This window comes from Rhizobium sp. ZK1 (genome assembly GCF_047782645.1).
Lineage (GTDB): Bacteria > Pseudomonadota > Alphaproteobacteria > Rhizobiales > Rhizobiaceae > Rhizobium.
In genome coordinates, this window is sequence record NZ_CP180587.1 from 1,452,876 (window position 1) to 1,472,151 (window position 19,276).

Sequence of the window (19,276 nt, forward strand, 5' to 3'; positions counted from 1 at the left end):
GACAGAAGGGAGTAAGGCGCGTTCGATGGTGACGCTCAGGCCGCCGACTTCATCCAGAACGTCTTGTCGGGAAACGGCCGCTGACGAACACCTTCCATACTTCATCAAGGATGATCTACAACAAACGCAGCCTTTATTCGGCGCTTCATTATCTGGACCCGCCGCAATCCGAGGATCAACACATCCGGACGATTGGCAAGACAGCGGCGTGATCATTGTCCGTCCTCAGGCGCGCACTCCACAGAGGGGCAACATTGCAGGCTTAAAGACAAGCGAGCCATTCGCATGGTGCTGGATAACGAAGCCAAGCGGCGTCGAGCGAGCGCTGCCCCATCTCGGCGAGCATCGCCCGATATGGGGTCGATGGACTTCAAAAACTCGACTTCGGTGTTATACCGTTTTTTCAAAACAGTATAATGATCGAGAGGATAGGGTGCCAGCTTATCGTCTTGAACCGATACAAACCTACGACACCTTGATCCACTCTGTCGTTATCGGGACCAGGGATTGATCACTTCCAGCCCGGCAGCTTCGAACGGGCTTGTGTCACGAGTTGCGATTGCGAGGCCGTTCGAAGCTGCTGTGGCGGCAATGTAGCCAACAGCCGCGCCGATTGCTTTCCCGGACACACGTGCGCGAGCCATCAGTTCCGAGTAAAACTGTGAACTCGCGAAATCGAAGGGCAGGACGCGCTCGGAAAAGTGAGACAGCACTTCGCCCTCAAGACGGTCGCGCAGGATAGTTTGCCGTTTCCCGGTAGGCATAGCAGCGATCCCGAAGCGAAGTTCAGCGACCGTTATTGCGGAAAGAAACAGCGTTTCGATGGCTTGGGCGTCCAACCAGGCCACCACCGCCTCATGAGGAGCCGGTTTCCACGGCTCGGATATGACATTGGTGTCCAGCAGGATCATTCGAAGGTCATCGGTTCAGCAGGCGTCTTGTCGCGACTTTTCTGCAGGGCTTCAACGTCGCTGTCGGAAAGCTCAGCGTCGCGACCAATAGCCGCCAGTAAGGAGCCGAGCTTAATACGTTCAGGTGGACGAACAGCGGTCTCAAGAATGTCACGGATCTCGGCCTCGGTGCTTCGGCCATGATGAGCCGCTCGTAGCCGGAGAGCCCGATGTGTTTCGTCAGAAAGATTTCGAACGGTAACCGCAGGCATTGATATCACGCTCATAGAAATGACTTCTTTGATATCAAAGTAGGCAAAGTGATACCAACTTTCAAGAGGCATGATAGGCGGACTTTCTCGCAGCAGCGCGGGGCCAGTCACTACGGACTTGCGCGGACAATAAACTCCTCGCGGAGTTCGAGGGTCCCCGAAGTGGATCTGAGGCAAGCAAAGCGCCTGTATGCTAACGTGTTTCTCGAAACCTGCCTCAGTCTCAGATTGCATGCCTCAGAAGAGTCGCCTTCATAGAATGCTCAGTACGAGGAAGCCCCAACTGCGCCAAGGCCGTGGTCGAGTAGCTATGCCCTTCGACCGATTGATCAACGCCCTGACGGAAGCCCGCTGCTCGCGGACAACGTGGAACAGCATGCAGGAAAAGCTTACAGACTCTGACCGCAGTTATTCACACACGATACGTTGGATCCTCAGTCCGGTCCGGATCAAAAGGTCCTGACGCCATACACCTCGTGTGCAGGGATAGGCAGCAGACGATAAGCCATTTCCGCCTTCAACTCCTCGTGGCGGGCGACCTCGTCGGGCGTCTTGTCCTTCTTAGCGCCCAGCGTGACGAACTCTTCCTTCACGTGCCCTGGCTTGATTACGGCTTCAGCGGTGCGACCGCGATAGCTGAAGCGGAACACGTAAGGTCCGGGCGGATCGGTGATGATGTCCTTGCCGCCGATCGACTTGTCGACGGTCAGCCGTCCCTCGGTCAGCGCCCGGGTCACCATTTCCAGCGCGTCGCGTCCGCCGGGACCGGAAAACGCGGTGACAATTGTCACTTCGCGCCGTTCCAGCGGCGTGTCGGACAGTAGCGGAAACGCCGCCTGCATCGCCTTCAGCGCATGCGCCACGCCGCCGGGAAAACCGCCGCCGTGATAGGCGTTGATGCCGTCGAAGGTGAAGCTGATCGGGTGGCCGTTGTCGAGCACGGTAATGGCATTAGACATCTGCGAAGGCCTTCAGGTTGGGAACGAAGCTGTCGAGGAAAAGGGTCGTGGCCGGCATGAAATGCGAGCCGTGATGGAACATCGGGTCGAGCGAGGAGAGGATCATCGTTCCCTTGGTCGAGACCTTGTCCTCGTAGAGGATCGCCCGGCCTTCACCGTCGCGGGCCAGCACCGTGGCGCCGTCCGGCGGGACAAACCAGCCATGCAGGTGCCAGGTCGCCTGCCTGTCGCCGATGCCGGCCATCAGCGGATGGCTGGCCGCGGCCTCGCTGACGCGCACGCCGAGATCGGCGGCCGGATCGAGCCACCACCACCAATTCGTCGGCGTGCCGGTGAAGTCGACATGCGGCAGCCAAAGATCGGAACGGCTCTCGCCGAGCGCCACCACCGTGCCGCCGGCGGCCAGATGGCGCGCGAGCACGGATTTCTGGGCGATCATGCGCTGCGCCGGTGTGCGGCACGGAACCCAGAGAATGTCGTCGGGACGCAGGATGTCGGCGAGTTGCTCGGGCGCGCAGATGATGTCGAAGATCTCGGTGTAGCGCGGTCCTTCAAGGCTGCGGATGTTGTAATAGGTGCCGGACGATGGCGCGACGACGCGCCGTCCCGTTCGGCTCGACATGCGCATGCCGCCATAGGTTTCGGGCGCGGCAAGCGGCAGCTCGGCCGCCGGCGACGAGGGTGCCGAGGGCCAGGGGTCAAGGCAGGGGCCGCCAAGCGTCCAGTCGATCATCCGCCGCGTCAGCTCGCCCGACAGGTTCCATTCGAGCCCCATCGAGCCGAGATCGTTGCCGGCATGGGAAAAGATCCGGCCGCCCCTTGGTCGCGCCCAGATCCAGTCGACCGGCACCTGCGCCGCGCCGAGACCGTTGACCGCCACCGCACCTTCGGGCGGCGGATTGCAGCCCCGGCCGTAAAAGCCCGCTACACCCTTGTTGGTCTCGATCTTCGCAAGCTCGATGCCGGAAAACAGCGGATGGGCGTTGACCGAGGAAAGGTCGAAATCGGCGCGCTTCGGCGCCTCGATCGGCCGGTACTGGCTCATGCCGTCGACCAGCGGCCGCACCATGTGGCCATTGAAGAACCAGCGGCCGTCGGCATCGAGGAATGCGGCGAGCGCCTCGCGCATCAGCAGCATGGCGTTCTGGTCGAACTGGTTGCCGGTGATCAGGCCCTTGTGGGCCAGAAGCATGTCGGCGGTCAGCGCCGGCTGCTCGACGATCGTCACCAGACCCTCTGCCGCGGCCGCCTTCACGGCCTCGGACGGGGCCTCATAGGTCGATTTCAGATAGATCGCGCTCATGCTGCCTCCATTCCGGCGAAAGCCGGCAGGATTGCCCGGCGCGTCTCGCCCGTCGGTCCGGTTACCTCCACCCAGCGCATCGCCACGCCGTAGAGCTCGGAGAGTTTGTCGGGCTCGATCATATCGGCGACGGTGCCGTGGATTTCGCGCCCGCCCGGCATCATCAGCAGCACGTCGTCGGCCGCCGCCAGCGCATGGTTTGGGTCGTGGGTGGTGAACAGGATCGCCTTGTCGCGGCGAAGCCGGAGCGAATTGAGGAGTTCCAGCGTGCGTGACTGGTTGCCGAGATCGAGCGCCGAGGTCGGCTCGTCGAAGATCAGAGCCGGCGAACCGGTGGCGATGGCGCGGGCGATCAGCACCATCTGCCTCTGGCCGCCGGACATGCGGTCGTAGCGAAGCTCGGCGAGATGGCAGGCGCCGACCTCGACCAGCGCCTCCTCGGCCGCCGCGCGGTCGTCCGCCGAGGGCTGGCCGAACAGGCCAAGCCTGGCCGCCCGACCCATGACGACGACGTCGAGCCCGGACAGCTTGGCCTGCGAGGCACCGTGCTGCGGCACATAGCCGGAGATTTTCGGCGCGCTTCGACGACCCTTGGCCAGCGGCTGGAAACCGAGCAGGGCGCGCAGAAGCGTGGTCTTGCCGCGACCATTGGGGCCGAGCACCGCCATCGAACGGTCGACCGGCACGGTGAAGCTGATGCCGGAAAACAGCGTGCGGGCGCCGAAGGAGACGGAGGCGTCTTCAAGACCGATCATGTGCGGTTGGTCTCCTTGAAATGGCGGCGCAGCAGGTAACCGAACACCGGCGCGCCGACCAGCGCCGTCAGCACGCCGAGCGGGATTTCGGCCGCCGTCAGGGTGCGCGCCATGGTGTCGATCAGCGTCAGATAGGCGGCGCCGAGCAGGGCCGAGGCCGGGATCAGCGCGCGGTGGTCCTCGCCGACCAGGATGCGCGCGGCATGCGGCACGACGAGCCCGATCCAGCCGATGATGCCGGCTACCGCCACCGAGGTTCCGGTCATCAGCGAAATGGCGACGAAGATATACCAGCGCTCGCGATCCGGATTGACGCCGAGCGACCGCGCCTCCTGCTCCTCGAGCGCCAGCAGGTTGAGCCGGTAGCGCAACAGCCAGACGGCGAGGAGGCCAAGGCCCATGCCCGGCACGGCGAGCCACAGGCGTGGCCAGGTGGCGGTCGAAAACGAGCCCATCAGCCAGTAGACGATGGCGGGAAGAGAGGTGTTGGGGTCGGCGACGAACTGCACGACGGACACCAGGGCCGCGAACAACGCGCCCACGATCATGCCGGCGAGGATCACCGTGATCACCTCAGTGCGGCCGTTGATGCGGGCGAGGAGCCCGACCAGGAACAGCGCCGACAGGCCGAGCAGGAAGGCCATGCCGAGCAGGACGAAGCCGGAATAGCCGAACAGGATGGCGAGCGCACCGCCGAAGGCGGCACCCTGGCTGATGCCGAGCACCTGCGGCGAGACCAGCGGATTGCGGAACACGCCCTGCAGCGCCGCGCCGCCGACGGCGAGCGCTGCACCCGACAGCGCCGCCAGAAGCACGCGCGGCAGACGCACCAGCAGCACGATGCGCTCGTCCATCTGGGTCGGCGCGGCATCCGGGTTGAGGACCGCCGCCAGCAGGATCTCGCCGATCCGTGGCACGTCGACGGAAAAGCGCCCGGCACCTATTGAAAACAGCATGGCGGCGATCAGCGCCAGCGCCATCAGCCCGAACGCGCCGATCCTGAGGCCGATCAGGCTTCGGCGCCCGCTTTCCATCGCCGCCATCGCCATCTTACTTCGCCTTGAACTGGGCGTAGTCGGTGGCATCGCCCTGCATGCCGACCCACAGGATGCCGTCGATGTCCTCGTCGGTCAGGTCGTAGTCGTAGAGCGTCTTGTAGGCCTTTTTCATCTCGCCGCGCAGGTCGTACTGAAAGATGTCGGGATGCATGAGATTGGCAAGCCACATCCAGGTCAGCGGGCTCTCCTGGTTCGGCGGGTCCCAGCGATAGCCGCCGAGCGGCATCTTGTAGACGCGCTTGTCCTGGGCGGCCTTGGTCAGCGACAGGATCGGGTCGTCATAGATCCGCTCAAGGCCGAGCTTGGCCTCGAAACTGTTGAGGAGAATGACGTCGGGGTTCCATTCGGCGACCTGTTCGGGGCTGATCGTCGTGCCCTGGCCCTCGAGATTGGCCGAGACGGAGATGGCGCCGGCCAGATTGACGTAGAAGGCGGCGTAGTTCCCCTTGTCGCCGGAGGCGGTCAGGCTTTCCAGCGCGCGGCCAAGATAGAGGATGCGCGGCTTCTTCTCGGCCGGAATGTCCTTCGACTTGGCGGCCATTTCGGCGGCCACCTGGTCGCGCCAGCCGTTGATCATCTGCGCGCGCTCGGGCTTGCCCATCGCGGTCGCCACCATCGCCTGGTACTGCTTGGTCTTCTCTTCCGAGCCGTAGGAGATCAAAAGCGCGGTCAGGCCGGCATTGACGATCGGGTCGACCAGGTCCGGGCCGCGATCGGCCCACTGGATTACCAGTTCGGGATTGGTGGCCGCCAGTTCCTCGACGTTCGGAATGAAGTTCGGCGCGGTAATGTCGGAGGGAATGTCCTTCGCCTCGGGGAAGATCTTGCCGAGCACGCCCTCGACGATCGCCGACTTGGCGGTTGGGTTCATGCCGACCAGCTTTGACGTTCCGCCGTCCATGGCGATGATGGTCGAGGCCATCGGAATTGGGATCGAGGCGATCCGCTCGACCGGTTTTGGCAGTGTGACGGTGCGCTTTTCATGATCGATGATGGTGATCGGATCGGCGGTTGCGGCGAGTGGCTGAGTGAAAACCAATGCAACTGTGATCGCGAGCTCGTTCCGTCTGAAAAGCATAAAAAACCCTCAAAAAATTTAGTGACGCACATCAATTCGTAAATATGATTTCCTTTGTCAAGATATTTGAGGTGCCTGTCATCACACGAGTAGTCGTCCCAAAGTGAATTGCTAGGGAGCTTCTGACAGCAACAACGTGGTCGCATCAGAGGCCTATCGACCATGGAGATCAGAGAGGACAGTTTTTGTACCTCAAATCCTCTTTCGGAAGAGGTCCCGATACCGATCCCGAGGCTATTGAATGAACAGAATCGAGCGTAGCGACCATGCCACGGCGAGTATTCTGATCTCAGCGATCTTGAAGAGAAGTCGACCAACAGCTGCTCTGCTGCTGTATCCGCCTAAACGAGCCAGCGCCGTGGAAAACGCAGGCTTACAATCATAAGCATCTACGAATGCCACCTGCCTATTGCATAAGCGGTAGGACATAGCACGCCACAGTCATGGCTTAAGGTCACCTCAAAGCCACCCGCACCCCACACGCCAGACAGGCAAATGGAACGAGGCCGCACGTGTCTGGTCCTCGGTGGTCGCTTACAATCTCGTCCTCCTGCCCGCTTCGGGCCGACCTTACGCTCCTGATCCGTTAGCGTTCAAAGCAGCTCAGCGAGCGTCGGCCGATATCCCATGACCCCATTGCCACCAGATCGCTCTTCGGGCCATAATCTGCGCGGTCTTCTGCCATCACTCGTCCCAAGAAACGATGGTAGCCGGCAAACACCCTTTCAAAATCGGAGAAAAACAGGCGTTTATGGACGGGCACTAGCTAAATCATTCGTGGAATTATGGGTGGGACGAGGAGGAGCGTTATTGCGAGCTCCAGCGGCGGAGGCTTAATGGACAAGATATTGCAGCAGTTTTTAGCAATAGCAGAATCTGGCTCATTCAGTCGCGCGGCGCAATTGCTAAGCGTGACGCAACCAACTCTTACTTTCAATATCAGGAAGCTTGAAGAGAGTCTTGGTGTTACGCTCTTCAAGCGCACGGCACGCGGCGCGGTCCTTACACCTTACGGCGTGACCCTCTTCCAAAATGCGCGCGTGATGCGCAAGCTCTATGACAACACAATCGACCAGATCGATCGGCAGCGCATACAGTCCGAACTAACAATCAGTATCGGCGTCGGTTATACTTGGTGGATCCTCTTCCTCCGCGACTGGGTATTTGAGCGCCGCCGTAGTTATCCCGATGCGCCTGTGCATGTGAGCGTGGGTAATCAGCTGCGTTGCATGGATCAGCTCCTCGCTGGCGAAATTTCAATGTTCCTCGGACATGAGACACCTGGCATGGCCGCGGAGTTCAACACCCGTTTCGTGCCGTTCGGCAACGCCAGGCAGGGTTATTTCGTGCGAAAAGGGCATCCGTTGCTCAATGAGCCTAAAGGCTTTGAGGACATCCGAGCCTACCCCATGGTGGTCGTTGGTTCGCCCGAAGAACGCTACGAGCGATTGTTCCTGCGGGATCGAGACACGATAAGCAGTCCTCATTTTCGCATGGAGCCAAATAGCTTCTCATCAAATTCCATGTCGGTCTGCGTAGAGTATATTTTGAAGAGCGAGGGGGTCCTTCGGTTCACCTCCGTTGTCGCGAAAGAACTGGCGGAGAAAGGGCTCCATCAGGTCACGTTGCGGGATGATCAGCCGGAGCGGTCGGCAAGGGTCGGCATCTACGCCACCCATAGTACCGAACACGACCCTCGGCTTGCCGACCTCCTAGAGGAAATCCGGGCTCTCGGTGCCTCGAAGCTCGCGGCAATGGCGCTAGATGAATCGGAGATATAGAGAAAATCTATATTACTCCGGATAAATCGTAATTTTCATATGTCTTGGGGATTGATACTCTTTAAACGCCGACTGAGGAGAGTTCGGCCTTAAAGGAGGAGCATATGAATAATCTTATCGGTCGTCGCAGCTTCTTGGAGATCGCGGGCCTGGGAGCCCTTGCCGCCACCCTTAACGGTACCAGCGCTTACGCCGCCGCAGAAAGGCTTCGTCTAATCTTCTGGGGCGGGCAAGCTCGCGCGGATAAGACCGGAAAGGCAAGCGAGCTTTTTGCCAATCAAAATGGCATCACGGTCCAAAACGAGTTTCTCGCCTGGAACGACTACTGGACGAAACTCGCAACACAGATCGCCGGTGGCAACGCGCCCGACGTCGTGCAAATGGACTACCGTTATATCGCCGAATATGCCGCCCGTAACGCAATCGCGCCGCTTGACGAATTTATCGGCAAGGAATTGAACCTCGCCGGCTTCGATAAAGATCAAATTGAGGGGGGCAAAGTTAGCGGAAAGCTCTATGGTATCAGCCTCGGAGCAAACTCCGTCGCGACCATCGTCAACACCGCAGCTTTCGATAGAGCCGGCATTAAACTGCCCGTGGGTGGTTTCACCTATGACCAGCTCTTTGAATATGCCGACGTCTTCAAGCAGTCGGGCCTGCCAAATGGGATCCGCGTCATCATGGACGCTTCGGGTAATGAGCAGATGCTCGAAAACTGGCTGCGCCAACGCAAGAAGGCGCTTTACACCGCCGATGGTCAACTTGCCTTCGGTGCCGACGATGCCACGGAATGGTTTATCTTGTGGTCGAAGCTGCGTGAGGCCGGCGTTTGCGTTACGGCCGAAGATAATGCGCTGGCAACAGGCCCGATGGAATCGACCATGATTGTGTCGGGTAAGGCCGCGCTTCAACCAGACAATTCAAATCTTCTGGTTGCCTATCAGTCCCTGATGCAGGATCCGCTGGCGCTCGCTCCCTACCCGTTAATCCCTACTGGCGCAACGGGCGGCCAGTACCGCAAACCGTCAATGTTTTTCTCGATTGCGAACTCGTCGGCCGCGAAAAGCCAAGCCGCCCAGTTTCTCAGCTTCTTTGCAAACGACCTAGAAGCTGCAAAGCTTCTCGGCACCGAACGTGGCATTCCCTGTTCGGAGCCCGTGCGCGAAGCCCTTGCCCCAACACTGTCGCCGCTCGAACGTGCGGGGTTGGAATACGTGTCGGGGCTCGGCGATATCCTTGGCCCGATCCCCCCTTCTCCGCCGACGGCCGCCGGCGAGGTTAGTCAATCGGTGCTTGCCAATATCAGTCAGCAAGTCGCCTTCGGAATGGAAAAGCCGGAGAACGCCGGGCCGATGCTTGTCGAGCAGGCGACCGAACTTTTGAGCCGGCGCTGATCATGACGGTTATCAAGTCGCCCGAAGCGGCCGCGTCACGCGGGGGAATGGTGCGGGCAAAAGGGCCTAAGCGCTATTCCTCTACGCAGCGCGCGGCCTACCTCTTCTTGTTGCCCTGGGCGATAGGCTTTCTTTGCCTGTCGCTCGGCCCGATCCTGTGGTCGCTTTACCTGTCCTTTACGGATTTCGACCTTCTGACCGCGCCCGATTGGGTGGGCCCTGCCAACTACTTGCGCATGTTTACCGCAGACCCCAAGTTCATGATTTCCATCAGGATAACCTTTGTCTATGTCCTGTTCTCCGTGCCGCTGAAACTCGCTTTTGCGCTCGCCGTGGCCATGCTGCTCAATCGCGGCATCCGCGGTCTGCCGCTTTACCGGGCGCTGTTTTACCTGCCCTCGCTTCTCGGCGCGAGCGTTGCGATTGCCGTTCTCTGGCGACAGCTTTTCGCTGGCAACGGGCTGGTAAACCACCTCCTCGCTCAGTTCGGCATCGAAGGTCCGAGTTGGATCTCGAACCCCAACTACTCGCTGTGGACGCTAATTGTCCTGGCGGTCTGGCAGTTCGGTTCGCCGATGATCGTCTTCCTCGCCGGCCTTCGGCAGATACCGGCCGATGTTTACGAGGCGGCGCGGGTCGACGGCGCCGGGCGCTGGCGGCAGTTCAGGCGCATTACCGTACCTCTGCTAACTCCCGTGATCTTCTTCAACGCCATCATCCAGACGATCGATGCGTTCAAGACATTTACACCTGCCTTTATCATCTCGAACGGATCGGGCAATCCGGTCAATTCGCTGCTGTTCTATACGCTTTATCTCTATCAGGAAGCCTTCGGCTATTTCCGCATGGGCTATGCCTCGGCACTCGCTTGGGTGCTGCTGGTCATCATCGCGCTGTTTACGGCCTTCGCCTTCCTCACCAGCCGCTATTGGGTGCACTACGATGAATAAGCTCTCGCTCTCCGAAGCCACGATGCGTTCGCGTGTTGCCGGCATGGTCACTCACGCGCTGCTCATCGGCGCCTCGATCGCTATGATCTATCCGCTGTTGTGGATGCTGTCGGCCTCATTCAGACCTGAAAACGAAATCTTCACCTCGACGAGCCTCACTCCGTCGAGCTTTAGCCTTACCTCTTATGTCGAAGGCTGGAACGGGCTGCCGGTGAGCTTTGGCCGGTTCTTCAGCAATTCGTTCTTGATCGCGATACTTTGCGTCGTTGGCAATGTATTTAGCTGTTCGCTTGCCGCCTTCGCGTTCTCGCGGCTGGAATTTCGGGGGCGCCGGATCTGCTTCGCGCTGATGCTGATGACGCTGATGCTCCCCTATCACGTCACCCTGATCCCGCAATATGTGCTGTTTCGCGAGCTTGGCTGGGTCAACACCTTTCTGCCGCTGGTTGTTCCGAAGTTCCTCGCCGTCGATGCCTTCTTCATCTTCCTGATGGTGCAGTTCTTTCGCGGCCTTCCTAAGGAGCTCGATGAGGCTGCGATGATCGACGGCTGCTCGCCTTGGCGGGTTTACTGGAGGGTGATCATGCCGCTGTCGCTGCCGGTGCTGGCCACCGCCTCGATCTTCACCTTTATCTGGACCTGGGACGATTTTTTGGGACCGCTCATCTATCTGAGCGACATGCCGCAATACACGGCAATGCTCGGACTCAGGACCTTCGTGGATTCGAGCGGCGTGTCGAATTTCGGCGGACTGTTCGCCATGTCCGTGCTGTCCCTGATGCCGGTCTTCGGCTTCTTCCTGCTGTTCCAGCGGCTGCTTATCGAGGGGATCGCAACCACGGGGATGAAGCGATGATGGGACTTCTTTCACGCGCGAAAATTGAACTCCAGCACAGCCGGGAGGCGATCCATGTCATCCACCGTTGAGTTGCGAAACGTTACTAAATCCTATGGCGAACTACAGGTGGTTCACGGCGTCGATCTTCAAATCGACCCCGGAGAGTTCGTTGTCTTTGTTGGCCCGTCAGGCTCTGGCAAATCGACTCTTTTGAGAATGGTCGCCGGACTCGAGGAGATCACTGGCGGCGACCTCATGATCGACGGCCGAACGGTCAATCATATCGCGCCTTACGAGCGCGGTATCGCCATGGTTTTCCAGTCCTATGCGCTCTATCCGCACATGACGGTCCATAAGAACCTCGCCTTCGGGCTGGAGACCGCGAAGATGTCGAAGGAGGAGATCAAGCGACGTGTCCAGGAGGCGGCGGAAATCCTTCAGATCGAGCCGCTCCTCGCTCGCAAACCACGACAGCTTTCCGGTGGTCAACGCCAGCGCGTGGCAATTGGCAGGGCGATCGTGCGCGAGCCGAAACTCTTCCTGTTCGATGAGCCGCTCTCCAACCTGGACGCCGAGCTGCGTGTCCAAATGCGCGTCGAGATTGCCAAGCTGCACAAGCGGCTCGGCAATACGACGATCTACGTGACCCACGATCAGGTCGAGGCGATGACCATGGCGCACAAGATCGTGGTGCTCAACAACGGGCGCATTGAGCAGGTTGGCTCTCCGCTCGATCTCTACAACGCGCCCGGCAATCGGTTCGTTGCTGGTTTTATTGGCTCACCAAAGATGAATTTCCTACCGGCCGCGGCTTCCTCGAACGGCATCAGGATTAACGAGGTCTCGTTACCTCATCTGAATTTCGAAAGGTTGCCGGTTACCTTTGGCATCCGACCCGAGCACCTCTCGATAGTTGCCGGCACCAGCAGGATCAAACTTGGCACCGCTGCGGTGGATCTGGTGGAGAGCCTCGGCGGGCAGAGTGTTGTGTACGCCAGCCTCGGCGATGGGCAGCCGCTGACGATTCTGCTTGAAGGGCAGCCGGCGGTCACCGACAGCGTGGACGTGTTCTTCCATCTCGAGAAGGCGCATTTCTTCGACCAGGCTGGGCGCAAGACGCTGCCGAAGCATGTCCAGGAGGCATGATCGCCGGTGAGACAAGCATGACGACGGCCGGTTCTGGCCGGCTAGCAATAAGGAGCGAGCAATGTTGAGGTTTGCAGCCGTCGGTCTCGACCACGGCCATATTTTCGATCATGTGAAGGGGCTTTTGGCGACGGGCGCTGAATTTGTCGGCTATTGCCCCGAAACCACTGCCCCCGCTGTTCTCGAGGCGATGGAGAAGAATTATCCCGACGTACCGAAGATCGACCGCGACCGGATCTTTGATGATCCGAAGATCGACGTCGTCTGCATCTCCGCCGTACCGGCGGACCGCGCGGGCCTGGCCGTCCGTGCAATGAAGGCCGGGAAGGATGTGATGCTGGACAAGCCAGGAGTTACAAGCTTTGAGCAGCTCGCAGAGGTCCGCAAGACGGTAGAGGAAACCGGAAAGATCTTTTCCATATGCTTCACCGAACGTCACAGCGTTCGCTCGGCGGTGAAGGCGGGCAAACTGGTGCAGGAGGGCGCGGTTGGCCGGGTCATCCAGACTATCGGCACCGGCCCCCATAAGCTTCAGCTTGCCTCACGACCGGATTGGTTTTTCGACCCCAAACGCTTCGGCGGCATCATCGTGGATATCGCTTCCCACCAGATCGACCAGTTTCTGTTCTACACCGGCTCGAAAGCGGGCGAGATCGTTGCCAGCAGCATCGGCAATTTCACGATGCCGGGAAAGCCGGCCTTCCAGGATTTTGGCGACATTCTTTTGCGTTCCGACAAGGCAACCGGCTATGTCCGAGTCGATTGGCTCACCCCGGAAGGGCTCGGTACGTGGGGCGACGGACGGCTGATCATCCTCGGTACCGAGGGCTATATCGAGCTGCGCAAGTATATCGACATTTCCGGCCGACCGGGCAAGGATCACCTCTTCCTCATCAATGGTACGGAAAACCGCTACATCGATTGCAGCGACGAGGAGCTCATATATTTCCGCGCCTTTGTCGATGACGTCGCCAATCGCACCGAAACCGCGATGTCGCAGGCCCATGTCTTTGAAGTCTGTCGCCTTTCGCTTGAGGCACAGACCAATGCCGCCCGTATTGGCGTCCAGGGAGAATATTGAGATGACCAAGAGATTACGCGTCGGCGTCATTGGGGCCGGCATTGCCGCGAGGCATCTGTCCGGCTTTGGCTGGAACCCTGAGCTGTTCGAGGTCGCGGTCCTTTGCTCGCTTGACGGGGACCGCGGGCGCGCGCTTTGCGAAGAATACAAGATCGCCGAATATACTCAGGATGTGGACACTCTGTTTGCACGCGATGATCTCGACATCATCGACATCTGCACGCCGCCGGATTCACATTTCGAACTCTCCAAGCGCGGCATTGAGGCCGGCAAGCATATCATCTGTGAGAAGCCACTTTATGGCTCGATCGCCGATGTCGATGCAATGATCAAGATCGTGGGCAGCACCGACCGTTTTCTGATGCCGATCTTCCAGTACCGCTACGGTACCGGATTGCAGAAGTTGAAATATCTTATCGAACGCGGCCTGACCGGGCGCCCGTTTCTCACTACCATCGAGACCCACTGGTGGCGCGGGCCGGACTACTATGCCGTTCCGTGGCGCGGCAAATGGAAGAGCGAACTAGGCGGCGGGCTACTCGGTCATGCCATCCACGCCCATGACATGCTGAACTACGTCCATGGCGCCTGCGCCGAAGTGTTCAGCCATGGTACGACGCTGGTGAACCCAATTGAGGTCGAGGACACAGCGACGCTTTCGGTGAAGATGGAAAATGGTTCGCTAGCGGCTCTGTCCATGACGCTCGGTTCCCGCAAGGAAATCTCGCGCCTGCGCTTCTGCTTTTCCGATCTGGTGGCGGAAAGCGTCCTGGATCCTTACACGATGGGCCGTGATCCATGGAGCTTCGTCGCGGGCACAGAAGAGCATCAGGCCCGCGTGGATGATGCACTCGCCGAATATAAGGACGAGGAGGACGGTTATACCCGCCAATTCCAGCTTTTCCACAAGGCAATCATGGATGATACTAAACCGCCAGTAACGCTTGAGGATGCCCGCCGCTCGCTCGAACTCGTAACAGCCGCCTATCACTCACACCGCACCAGCAAGCCGACCGCCATGCCAATTTCCGTCAATCACCCGCTTTATCACTCATGGCTGCCTGAGACGGCACGGGAGTGAAGACGGCGGAGATCATGCACTACCAAAACACGCGTTAGTTGAACTCTCGGCAGCATGGGTTGCTCCAAGGCCGGTCAAGGCTGCCGTCTGGCCAGCTCGAGTCTGGAAAGGCGGATGCCTTCGCATTGAGCTGGGTTCTGTCCGTCCAGTTTTACCCCTGCGTGCAGAAAGGTTTAGCCTGTCTGTGAATCAGCACCGAAGGTTGACTCTCTGCTAAAAGGCAGCACGTGCATGAATTTGCGGGCAAATCTCGATCCGGGCGGAGTCATCATCGGTGCTGATCGTGACCCGCTCTCGATTTCCATTTCGTATTTGTAAATCGATGCCTTACGTAAAAGCGGCAGAGGGTCAACCTTCGGTGCTGATTCACACTTCCGGACGACGCGCGGCGATGACAACGGACGCACCGGCGGCGGCAAGAGCTGCCGTCGTCTCGGTGCCGATGCCGCTTGCGCCTCCGGTCACGATCATTGTCTCTCAATGGAGATCAATGCCCTTCAAGACATCCGAGGCCGTTGAATGGAACCCAAATTGCAGTTGAAGCATGGCACTCTCGTTGGGCGTTCGATTCTTGGCAGGACTGGGAACCAGAAGGTCACTCGGTGATCTTGACGAATCCTTGCTGGACGAGCTGGATCGTCCGCGCCATGGCGTCGAGATTGATCTTGATGCGGGGCAGAAGATCGGCGTTGCCCCATCCGTTTACCTTCGCAGTCGCTCCGCAAAGCTCGACCTTGACGCCGATGTCGATGAGGTCCGCGACCAGCTTTTTGTAGGGGTTGCCGGTGGCGATGTTCCGCGACGCATTGTAGGCCTCATCGCCAAGCGTGACGTGGCCGGCGTTGGTGTGGAACACCACGATCACTTCGGAAGCCGCTTTCCAATTCGCGATGTCCGTCGTGATCAACTGGAGATGGAATAGAGCCGCGGGCAAGTCGCCCTCGAACTCCAGCCCTCCGATGCTGTGGACTGACTTCACTTCTCGCAGTTCGACCGGGATATCGATGAACAGCGCGCTTTTCGTATCAGACATGTTCGTTCCTTCGAGATTGCTGTTGCGATAGATCCGGGACGCCAATGCGCGGCGTCCCGGAGGCGCGCAAGGGAGGCGGTGGGAGGAGCGCGCCGAAAGGGTTTCGTGAGATCGGTCCACCCTAGAGGCCGGCGTAGACGAGCCTCGTGAAGAAGGCGGGATCGATCACGAACTGGCCCCACTTCTCGTCGAACGCAGCCGTGGGCTTTGCCTCGACCACCTCGTCGAGGGAGCGTCCCTGGCGTTTGAGTTTGGCCACGTTCTCGCGGATGGCGACGAGCATGTCGCGGAAGTCACGCAACTCGGCGCGGTTGCTCACCGGGTTTCCATGTCCCGGAATGATGATGGTCTCGTCTGTGGACGCGGCAAGGTTTGCTTCAGAGGCCGCGATCATTCCGTCGATGCTTCCGCCTGTCGAGTGATCGATGAACGGATAAATGCCGTTCCAGTATGTATCGCCCGCATGCAGGACATCCGCCTCGCCGAACATCACGTAGATGTCGCCGTCCGTGTGGGCCGGACCGTAATATTTCAGATCGAGTGTGTTACCGTTGAGTTTGAGCGTATGCTCCTTCGAGAACACATGCTCGGGGACGCCGCTCCGCGCCAGCGGTAGAAAATTGTAATCCCAGTCCTCTACCCGTTGGACCTGCAAAAGGTACTTGCGGGTGTTCTCGTGCGCGATGATCTTTGCGCCGTCGGAGCCGATCCAGGGGTTTCCATCCGCGTGGTCGAAATGCCAATGGGTGTTGATCAAGTGGGACACGGGGTCCGGCGAGATGTCGGATAGCGCCTTGGTCATCTGTTTCCGCGAGACACTGATTCCGGCGTCCACCATGACGAGGCCGTCCTTGCCGCCCAACACCGCGATGTTGCCACCCGACCCTTCGAGGATGGTGATGCCATTCCTCAGCTTGTGGGTGGAGATGGCGGACTTCGCGGCGCTGTCCTTTATGAGGCTTACCAGGCCGCGCGCCTCCGCATAAGCCGCGCGGGGGCTCAACCATCCTCCCGTGGCGGCAAATCCCGCCGCACTGATGCAGCAGAGGCAAAATCCACGGCGCGAGAGCATGTGTTCGGATTTCATGACATACCTTTCCGCAGCCGGACTCGAGCGAGCCGACGGCTTTCGAACTGGAGTTGGAGAGGTTGAGGCGGGCCTTGCGGCCTGTCCGGCCGTCAAGCCTTGATGAAGGCCAAGAGATCGGCGTTGATCACGTCGGCGTTCCTCGTGAACATCCCATGGGGGTAGCCATCGTAGACCTTTAGCTTCCCGTTCTTGAGCAACTTCACCGACAGCTCCGCAGAGTCGGCGATCGGAACCACCTGATCGTCGCTGCCGTGCATCACGAGCACGGGGACATCGATGACCTTGAGGTCCTCCGTGAAGTCGGTCTCCGAGAATACCTTGATGCATTCGTAGTGTGCATTCGCACCGCCCATCATGCCCTGTCGCCACCAGTTGCGGATCGTACCTTCCGAAACGCTCGCCCCGGGGCGGTTGAAGCCATAGAACGGCCCGCTTGCGATATCGAGGTAGAGCTGCGCGCGGTTGGCGGCCAACGCCGCCCGGTAGCCGTCGAACACCTCGATCGGAAGCCCGCCCGGATTCTTGTCGGACTTGACCATGACCGGGGGGATTGCGGAAATGAGAACCGCTTTCGCGACCCGGCCCTTCCCATGTTTGGCCACATACCTGGTGACTTCGCCGCCGCCGGTCGAATGGCTGATGTGAACAGCGTCGCGGAGGTCGAGAGCCTCGGCCAGGGCCGCGACGTCGGCTGCGTACGTATCCATGTCGTTGCCACCTGATGTCTGGCTCGAGCGGCCATGGCCTCTACGGTCGTGGGCGATGACGCGGAACCCCTTGCTTAAGAAAAACAGCATCTGGTTGTCCCAGTCGTCGGCACTGAGAGGCCAGCCGTGGTGGAATACGATCGGCTGACCGGAACCCCAGTCCTTGTAGAAAATCTGCGCGCCGTCTTTCGTCGTGATGCTGCTCATGATCTCACTCCCGGTTTCGAAATCTGCTCTGGTTGGATTTGAAGACATCGTCGCCGCCAGCGCCTGCATCGGCAGGGCGGCAACTGCTGTGGTGGCCGTCCCGATCAAGACTTCCCGTCTCGTGACGGCGGGTATCGGCAAATATTCCTTCGAAGTCATGGTCCTGTCCCTTTGTCGGCCGGATGGCTCTTCACGGTCGGAGGTTTCGCGGGTCGCCTTCGGTATTCGCTCGGCTGCGATCGCGGCACGGTCAGCCAATGACTGGCGCGGCCGCGGCCCATTCTTTGCGCGTGGTCGGATTGCCGTCGATGGTCTCAACGATGTCCTTCGATTTCGAAAGCGTGGTCATCAAGGACTTCGGCCCCTCGAACGGTCTGCCACCGATGTGCCAGCCATCCGTGTGTAGTTCCTCGATCAAGACCCAGACGACCTCGCGGAAGGCTTCAGAGCCTTCGAACTTGACCATGACATCGGTCAGCGCCTTGGCCATGGCGTGCTTTTCCTCTGGCGTGAAGACGCCGTCGACGAGCTTTACGTTCACGAATGGCATTGTCTTCTCCTTGGCTGTAGTGAGACGGTCCACCTAGTCGGCGACGTCGATGACGATCTTTCCGCTGGCAGTGCGATTTTCAACTGCCGCATAGGCGGCCGAAACGCTCTCGAAGCTGAATCGGCGTGGGTCGAGGAGAGGGGTGATCTTTCCGGCTTCGGCAAGGCGTTTTGCCTCGCGCAGTATAGCGCCGTGGTGGGCGCGGCCTTCTCCGGTCAGGATCGGCAGGAGCGTGAACACGCCTGAGTAGCTTGCAGCGCGGAAGGAGAGCGGCCCGAGCGAATGCGTGCCCCATCCAAGGCAACTGACGACGTGGCCGAACCTGCGCACGGCGTTGAACGCCGCATCTATCCCTGCGCCGCCGACGGTATCATAGACCACATCGAAGCCGTGTCCGCCCGTGTGGTCTTTCACGTATTCCTCGACGGTAGTCTGATGGCGATCGACCGCCGTCGCGCACAGCTCTTCGATCTGCTTCTGCTTCGACGCCTTGTCCACGGCGAAGACCTGAGCTCCGAAGGCACGTGCGATTTGGATTGCTACATGCCCGACCCCGCCAGCACCGAGTACGAGCACCTTTTGCCGTGCCTGGACGGTAGCGCGATCCACCAGCCCTTCCCAGGCCGTAATGAACACCAGCGGCAGTGCGGCGGCCTCGCGCATGGTGAGGTTGGTTGGCTTAGGCGCCAGCAGGTCGGCATCGACAGAAACGAAGGTCGCCAGTGAGCCCTGGAGGCCGCCAACGCCGCCGGTCAAGCCGAAGACCTCGTCCTGAGGTCTGAAGGACGTTACGCCCGGGCCGACTGCCTCGACGACTCCGGCCAAGTCCATTCCGAGGATTGCGGGCAACGGATGGCGGGCGTGCGGGGCCTGTCCGCTCTTGATCTTGAGATCGAGCGGGTTGACGCTGCTCGCCTTGACGCGGACGAGAACCTCCCCCGCCGCAGGAGCCGGGCAGACCATGCGGGTACGGACAAGATCAGTATTCGTCTCGGTAAGGACGAGTGCATCCATTTCTGTCGGCGTCGTGGTCATCATCGGTCTGCCCTTCATGCGCTGCCGACCATCCGGCGATGGCCACACGATGGCAGAACACGACGGTC

Annotated in this window: 20 protein-coding genes; 7 read left to right on the forward strand and 13 right to left on the reverse strand. The window is 59.9% G+C overall.

The features are described from left to right. Positions 1–491: 491 nt before the first annotated feature. The 7 genes from ACK9YZ_RS29255 to ACK9YZ_RS29285 form a co-directional block, all read right to left on the reverse strand. Positions 492–911, reverse strand: coding sequence for a type II toxin-antitoxin system VapC family toxin (locus ACK9YZ_RS29255; RefSeq protein ID WP_416067070.1), 420 nt, complete (start codon positions 909–911; stop codon positions 492–494). Then, positions 908–1,162: a FitA-like ribbon-helix-helix domain-containing protein gene (locus ACK9YZ_RS29260; RefSeq protein WP_416068450.1), complete on the reverse strand. Its 255-nt coding sequence runs from the start codon at positions 1,160–1,162 to the stop codon at positions 908–910. Before ACK9YZ_RS29260 ends, ACK9YZ_RS29255 begins: the two co-directional genes overlap by 4 nt. A 449-nt stretch (positions 1,163–1,611) precedes the next feature. After that, positions 1,612–2,121, reverse strand: coding sequence for a hypothetical protein (locus ACK9YZ_RS29265; protein ID WP_416067071.1), 510 nt, complete (start codon positions 2,119–2,121; stop codon positions 1,612–1,614). Further along, a complete protein-coding gene (locus ACK9YZ_RS29270; RefSeq protein WP_416067072.1) occupies positions 2,114–3,424 on the reverse strand; it encodes a hypothetical protein in 1,311 nt (436 codons plus the stop codon). The genes ACK9YZ_RS29265 and ACK9YZ_RS29270 overlap by 8 nt, the downstream gene beginning before the upstream one ends. Beyond that, a complete protein-coding gene (locus ACK9YZ_RS29275) occupies positions 3,421–4,179 on the reverse strand; it encodes an ABC transporter ATP-binding protein (protein ID WP_416067073.1) in 759 nt (252 codons plus the stop codon). Before ACK9YZ_RS29275 ends, ACK9YZ_RS29270 begins: the two co-directional genes overlap by 4 nt. Further along, on the reverse strand, positions 4,176–5,228 hold the full coding sequence (locus tag ACK9YZ_RS29280) for a FecCD family ABC transporter permease (RefSeq protein WP_416067074.1): 1,053 nt from the start codon (positions 5,226–5,228) through the stop codon (positions 4,176–4,178). The genes ACK9YZ_RS29275 and ACK9YZ_RS29280 overlap by 4 nt, the downstream gene beginning before the upstream one ends. 1 nt (position 5,229) lies before the next feature. Continuing rightward, entirely contained in the window at positions 5,230–6,315 is a 1,086-nt protein-coding gene (locus tag ACK9YZ_RS29285) for an ABC transporter substrate-binding protein (protein ID WP_416067075.1), read from the reverse strand. 836 nt (positions 6,316–7,151) lie between these two features. Here ACK9YZ_RS29285 and ACK9YZ_RS29290 point away from each other — a divergent pair. The 7 genes from ACK9YZ_RS29290 to ACK9YZ_RS29320 all read left to right on the forward strand — a co-directional run bounded on the left by ACK9YZ_RS29290 (position 7,152) and on the right by ACK9YZ_RS29320 (position 14,586). After that, the gene (locus ACK9YZ_RS29290; RefSeq protein ID WP_416067076.1) at positions 7,152–8,096 is read left to right on the forward strand and encodes a LysR family transcriptional regulator; all 945 of its coding nucleotides are present in this window, start codon (positions 7,152–7,154) and stop codon (positions 8,094–8,096) included. A gap of 104 nt (positions 8,097–8,200) precedes the next feature. Further along, positions 8,201–9,490, forward strand: a complete 1,290-nt coding sequence (locus ACK9YZ_RS29295) for an ABC transporter substrate-binding protein (protein WP_416067077.1) — start codon at positions 8,201–8,203, stop codon at positions 9,488–9,490. A gap of 47 nt (positions 9,491–9,537) precedes the next feature. Beyond that, a complete protein-coding gene (locus tag ACK9YZ_RS29300) occupies positions 9,538–10,440 on the forward strand; it encodes a carbohydrate ABC transporter permease (RefSeq protein WP_416068451.1) in 903 nt (300 codons plus the stop codon). Beyond that, positions 10,433–11,296 (forward strand): carbohydrate ABC transporter permease, encoded by an 864-nt coding sequence (locus ACK9YZ_RS29305; protein ID WP_416067078.1) that lies wholly within the window; start codon positions 10,433–10,435, stop codon positions 11,294–11,296. Before ACK9YZ_RS29300 ends, ACK9YZ_RS29305 begins: the two co-directional genes overlap by 8 nt. A gap of 54 nt (positions 11,297–11,350) precedes the next feature. Further along, positions 11,351–12,424, forward strand: a complete 1,074-nt coding sequence (locus tag ACK9YZ_RS29310) for an ABC transporter ATP-binding protein (protein WP_416067079.1) — start codon at positions 11,351–11,353, stop codon at positions 12,422–12,424. A gap of 61 nt (positions 12,425–12,485) precedes the next feature. Further along, a complete protein-coding gene (locus ACK9YZ_RS29315) occupies positions 12,486–13,505 on the forward strand; it encodes a Gfo/Idh/MocA family protein (protein WP_216760184.1) in 1,020 nt (339 codons plus the stop codon). A 1-nt stretch (position 13,506) separates the two neighbouring features. Beyond that, positions 13,507–14,586 (forward strand): Gfo/Idh/MocA family protein, encoded by a 1,080-nt coding sequence (locus tag ACK9YZ_RS29320; RefSeq protein ID WP_416067080.1) that lies wholly within the window; start codon positions 13,507–13,509, stop codon positions 14,584–14,586. Positions 14,587–14,952: 366 nt separating this feature from the next. Here ACK9YZ_RS29320 and ACK9YZ_RS29325 read toward each other — a convergent pair whose 3' ends face one another. The 6 genes from ACK9YZ_RS29325 to ACK9YZ_RS29350 form a co-directional block, all read right to left on the reverse strand. Next, complete coding sequence (locus tag ACK9YZ_RS29325) at positions 14,953–15,057, reverse strand: SDR family NAD(P)-dependent oxidoreductase (RefSeq protein ID WP_416067081.1); 105 nt, start codon at positions 15,055–15,057, stop codon at positions 14,953–14,955. Between the two features lie 124 nt (positions 15,058–15,181). After that, the gene (locus tag ACK9YZ_RS29330; RefSeq protein ID WP_216760182.1) at positions 15,182–15,619 is read right to left on the reverse strand and encodes a DsrE family protein; all 438 of its coding nucleotides are present in this window, start codon (positions 15,617–15,619) and stop codon (positions 15,182–15,184) included. A gap of 121 nt (positions 15,620–15,740) precedes the next feature. Then, the gene (locus ACK9YZ_RS29335) at positions 15,741–16,706 is read right to left on the reverse strand and encodes an MBL fold metallo-hydrolase (protein WP_416067082.1); all 966 of its coding nucleotides are present in this window, start codon (positions 16,704–16,706) and stop codon (positions 15,741–15,743) included. Between the two features lie 92 nt (positions 16,707–16,798). Then, positions 16,799–17,623, reverse strand: coding sequence for an alpha/beta fold hydrolase (locus ACK9YZ_RS29340; protein WP_416068452.1), 825 nt, complete (start codon positions 17,621–17,623; stop codon positions 16,799–16,801). A 250-nt stretch (positions 17,624–17,873) separates the two neighbouring features. Beyond that, entirely contained in the window at positions 17,874–18,173 is a 300-nt protein-coding gene (locus tag ACK9YZ_RS29345) for a tautomerase family protein (RefSeq protein ID WP_416067083.1), read from the reverse strand. A gap of 33 nt (positions 18,174–18,206) precedes the next feature. Further along, positions 18,207–19,211: a zinc-dependent alcohol dehydrogenase family protein gene (locus ACK9YZ_RS29350; RefSeq protein WP_416068453.1), complete on the reverse strand. Its 1,005-nt coding sequence runs from the start codon at positions 19,209–19,211 to the stop codon at positions 18,207–18,209. Positions 19,212–19,276 lie beyond the last annotated feature (65 nt).

Bases quoted from the DNA above. Each gene is read 5' to 3' on its own strand.
- ACK9YZ_RS29255 (WP_416067070.1), bottom strand. From the start codon at position 911: ATGATCCTGCTGGACACCAATGTCATATCCGAGCCGTGGAAACCGGCT.
- ACK9YZ_RS29260 (WP_416068450.1), bottom strand. From the start codon at position 1,162: ATGCCTGCGGTTACCGTTCGAAATCTTTCTGACGAAACACATCGGGCT.
- ACK9YZ_RS29265 (WP_416067071.1), bottom strand. From the start codon at position 2,121: ATGTCTAATGCCATTACCGTGCTCGACAACGGCCACCCGATCAGCTTC.
- ACK9YZ_RS29270 (WP_416067072.1), bottom strand. From the start codon at position 3,424: ATGAGCGCGATCTATCTGAAATCGACCTATGAGGCCCCGTCCGAGGCC.
- ACK9YZ_RS29275 (WP_416067073.1), bottom strand. From the start codon at position 4,179: ATGATCGGTCTTGAAGACGCCTCCGTCTCCTTCGGCGCCCGCACGCTG.
- ACK9YZ_RS29280 (WP_416067074.1), bottom strand. From the start codon at position 5,228: ATGGCGATGGCGGCGATGGAAAGCGGGCGCCGAAGCCTGATCGGCCTC.
- ACK9YZ_RS29285 (WP_416067075.1), bottom strand. From the start codon at position 6,315: ATGCTTTTCAGACGGAACGAGCTCGCGATCACAGTTGCATTGGTTTTC.
- ACK9YZ_RS29290 (WP_416067076.1), top strand. From the start codon at position 7,152: ATGGACAAGATATTGCAGCAGTTTTTAGCAATAGCAGAATCTGGCTCA.
- ACK9YZ_RS29295 (WP_416067077.1), top strand. From the start codon at position 8,201: ATGAATAATCTTATCGGTCGTCGCAGCTTCTTGGAGATCGCGGGCCTG.
- ACK9YZ_RS29300 (WP_416068451.1), top strand. From the start codon at position 9,538: ATGGTGCGGGCAAAAGGGCCTAAGCGCTATTCCTCTACGCAGCGCGCG.
- ACK9YZ_RS29305 (WP_416067078.1), top strand. From the start codon at position 10,433: ATGAATAAGCTCTCGCTCTCCGAAGCCACGATGCGTTCGCGTGTTGCC.
- ACK9YZ_RS29310 (WP_416067079.1), top strand. From the start codon at position 11,351: ATGTCATCCACCGTTGAGTTGCGAAACGTTACTAAATCCTATGGCGAA.
- ACK9YZ_RS29315 (WP_216760184.1), top strand. From the start codon at position 12,486: ATGTTGAGGTTTGCAGCCGTCGGTCTCGACCACGGCCATATTTTCGAT.
- ACK9YZ_RS29320 (WP_416067080.1), top strand. From the start codon at position 13,507: ATGACCAAGAGATTACGCGTCGGCGTCATTGGGGCCGGCATTGCCGCG.
- ACK9YZ_RS29325 (WP_416067081.1), bottom strand. From the start codon at position 15,057: ATGATCGTGACCGGAGGCGCAAGCGGCATCGGCACCGAGACGACGGCA.
- ACK9YZ_RS29330 (WP_216760182.1), bottom strand. From the start codon at position 15,619: ATGTCTGATACGAAAAGCGCGCTGTTCATCGATATCCCGGTCGAACTG.
- ACK9YZ_RS29335 (WP_416067082.1), bottom strand. From the start codon at position 16,706: ATGAAATCCGAACACATGCTCTCGCGCCGTGGATTTTGCCTCTGCTGC.
- ACK9YZ_RS29340 (WP_416068452.1), bottom strand. From the start codon at position 17,623: ATGAGCAGCATCACGACGAAAGACGGCGCGCAGATTTTCTACAAGGAC.
- ACK9YZ_RS29345 (WP_416067083.1), bottom strand. From the start codon at position 18,173: ATGCCATTCGTGAACGTAAAGCTCGTCGACGGCGTCTTCACGCCAGAG.
- ACK9YZ_RS29350 (WP_416068453.1), bottom strand. From the start codon at position 19,211: ATGATGACCACGACGCCGACAGAAATGGATGCACTCGTCCTTACCGAG.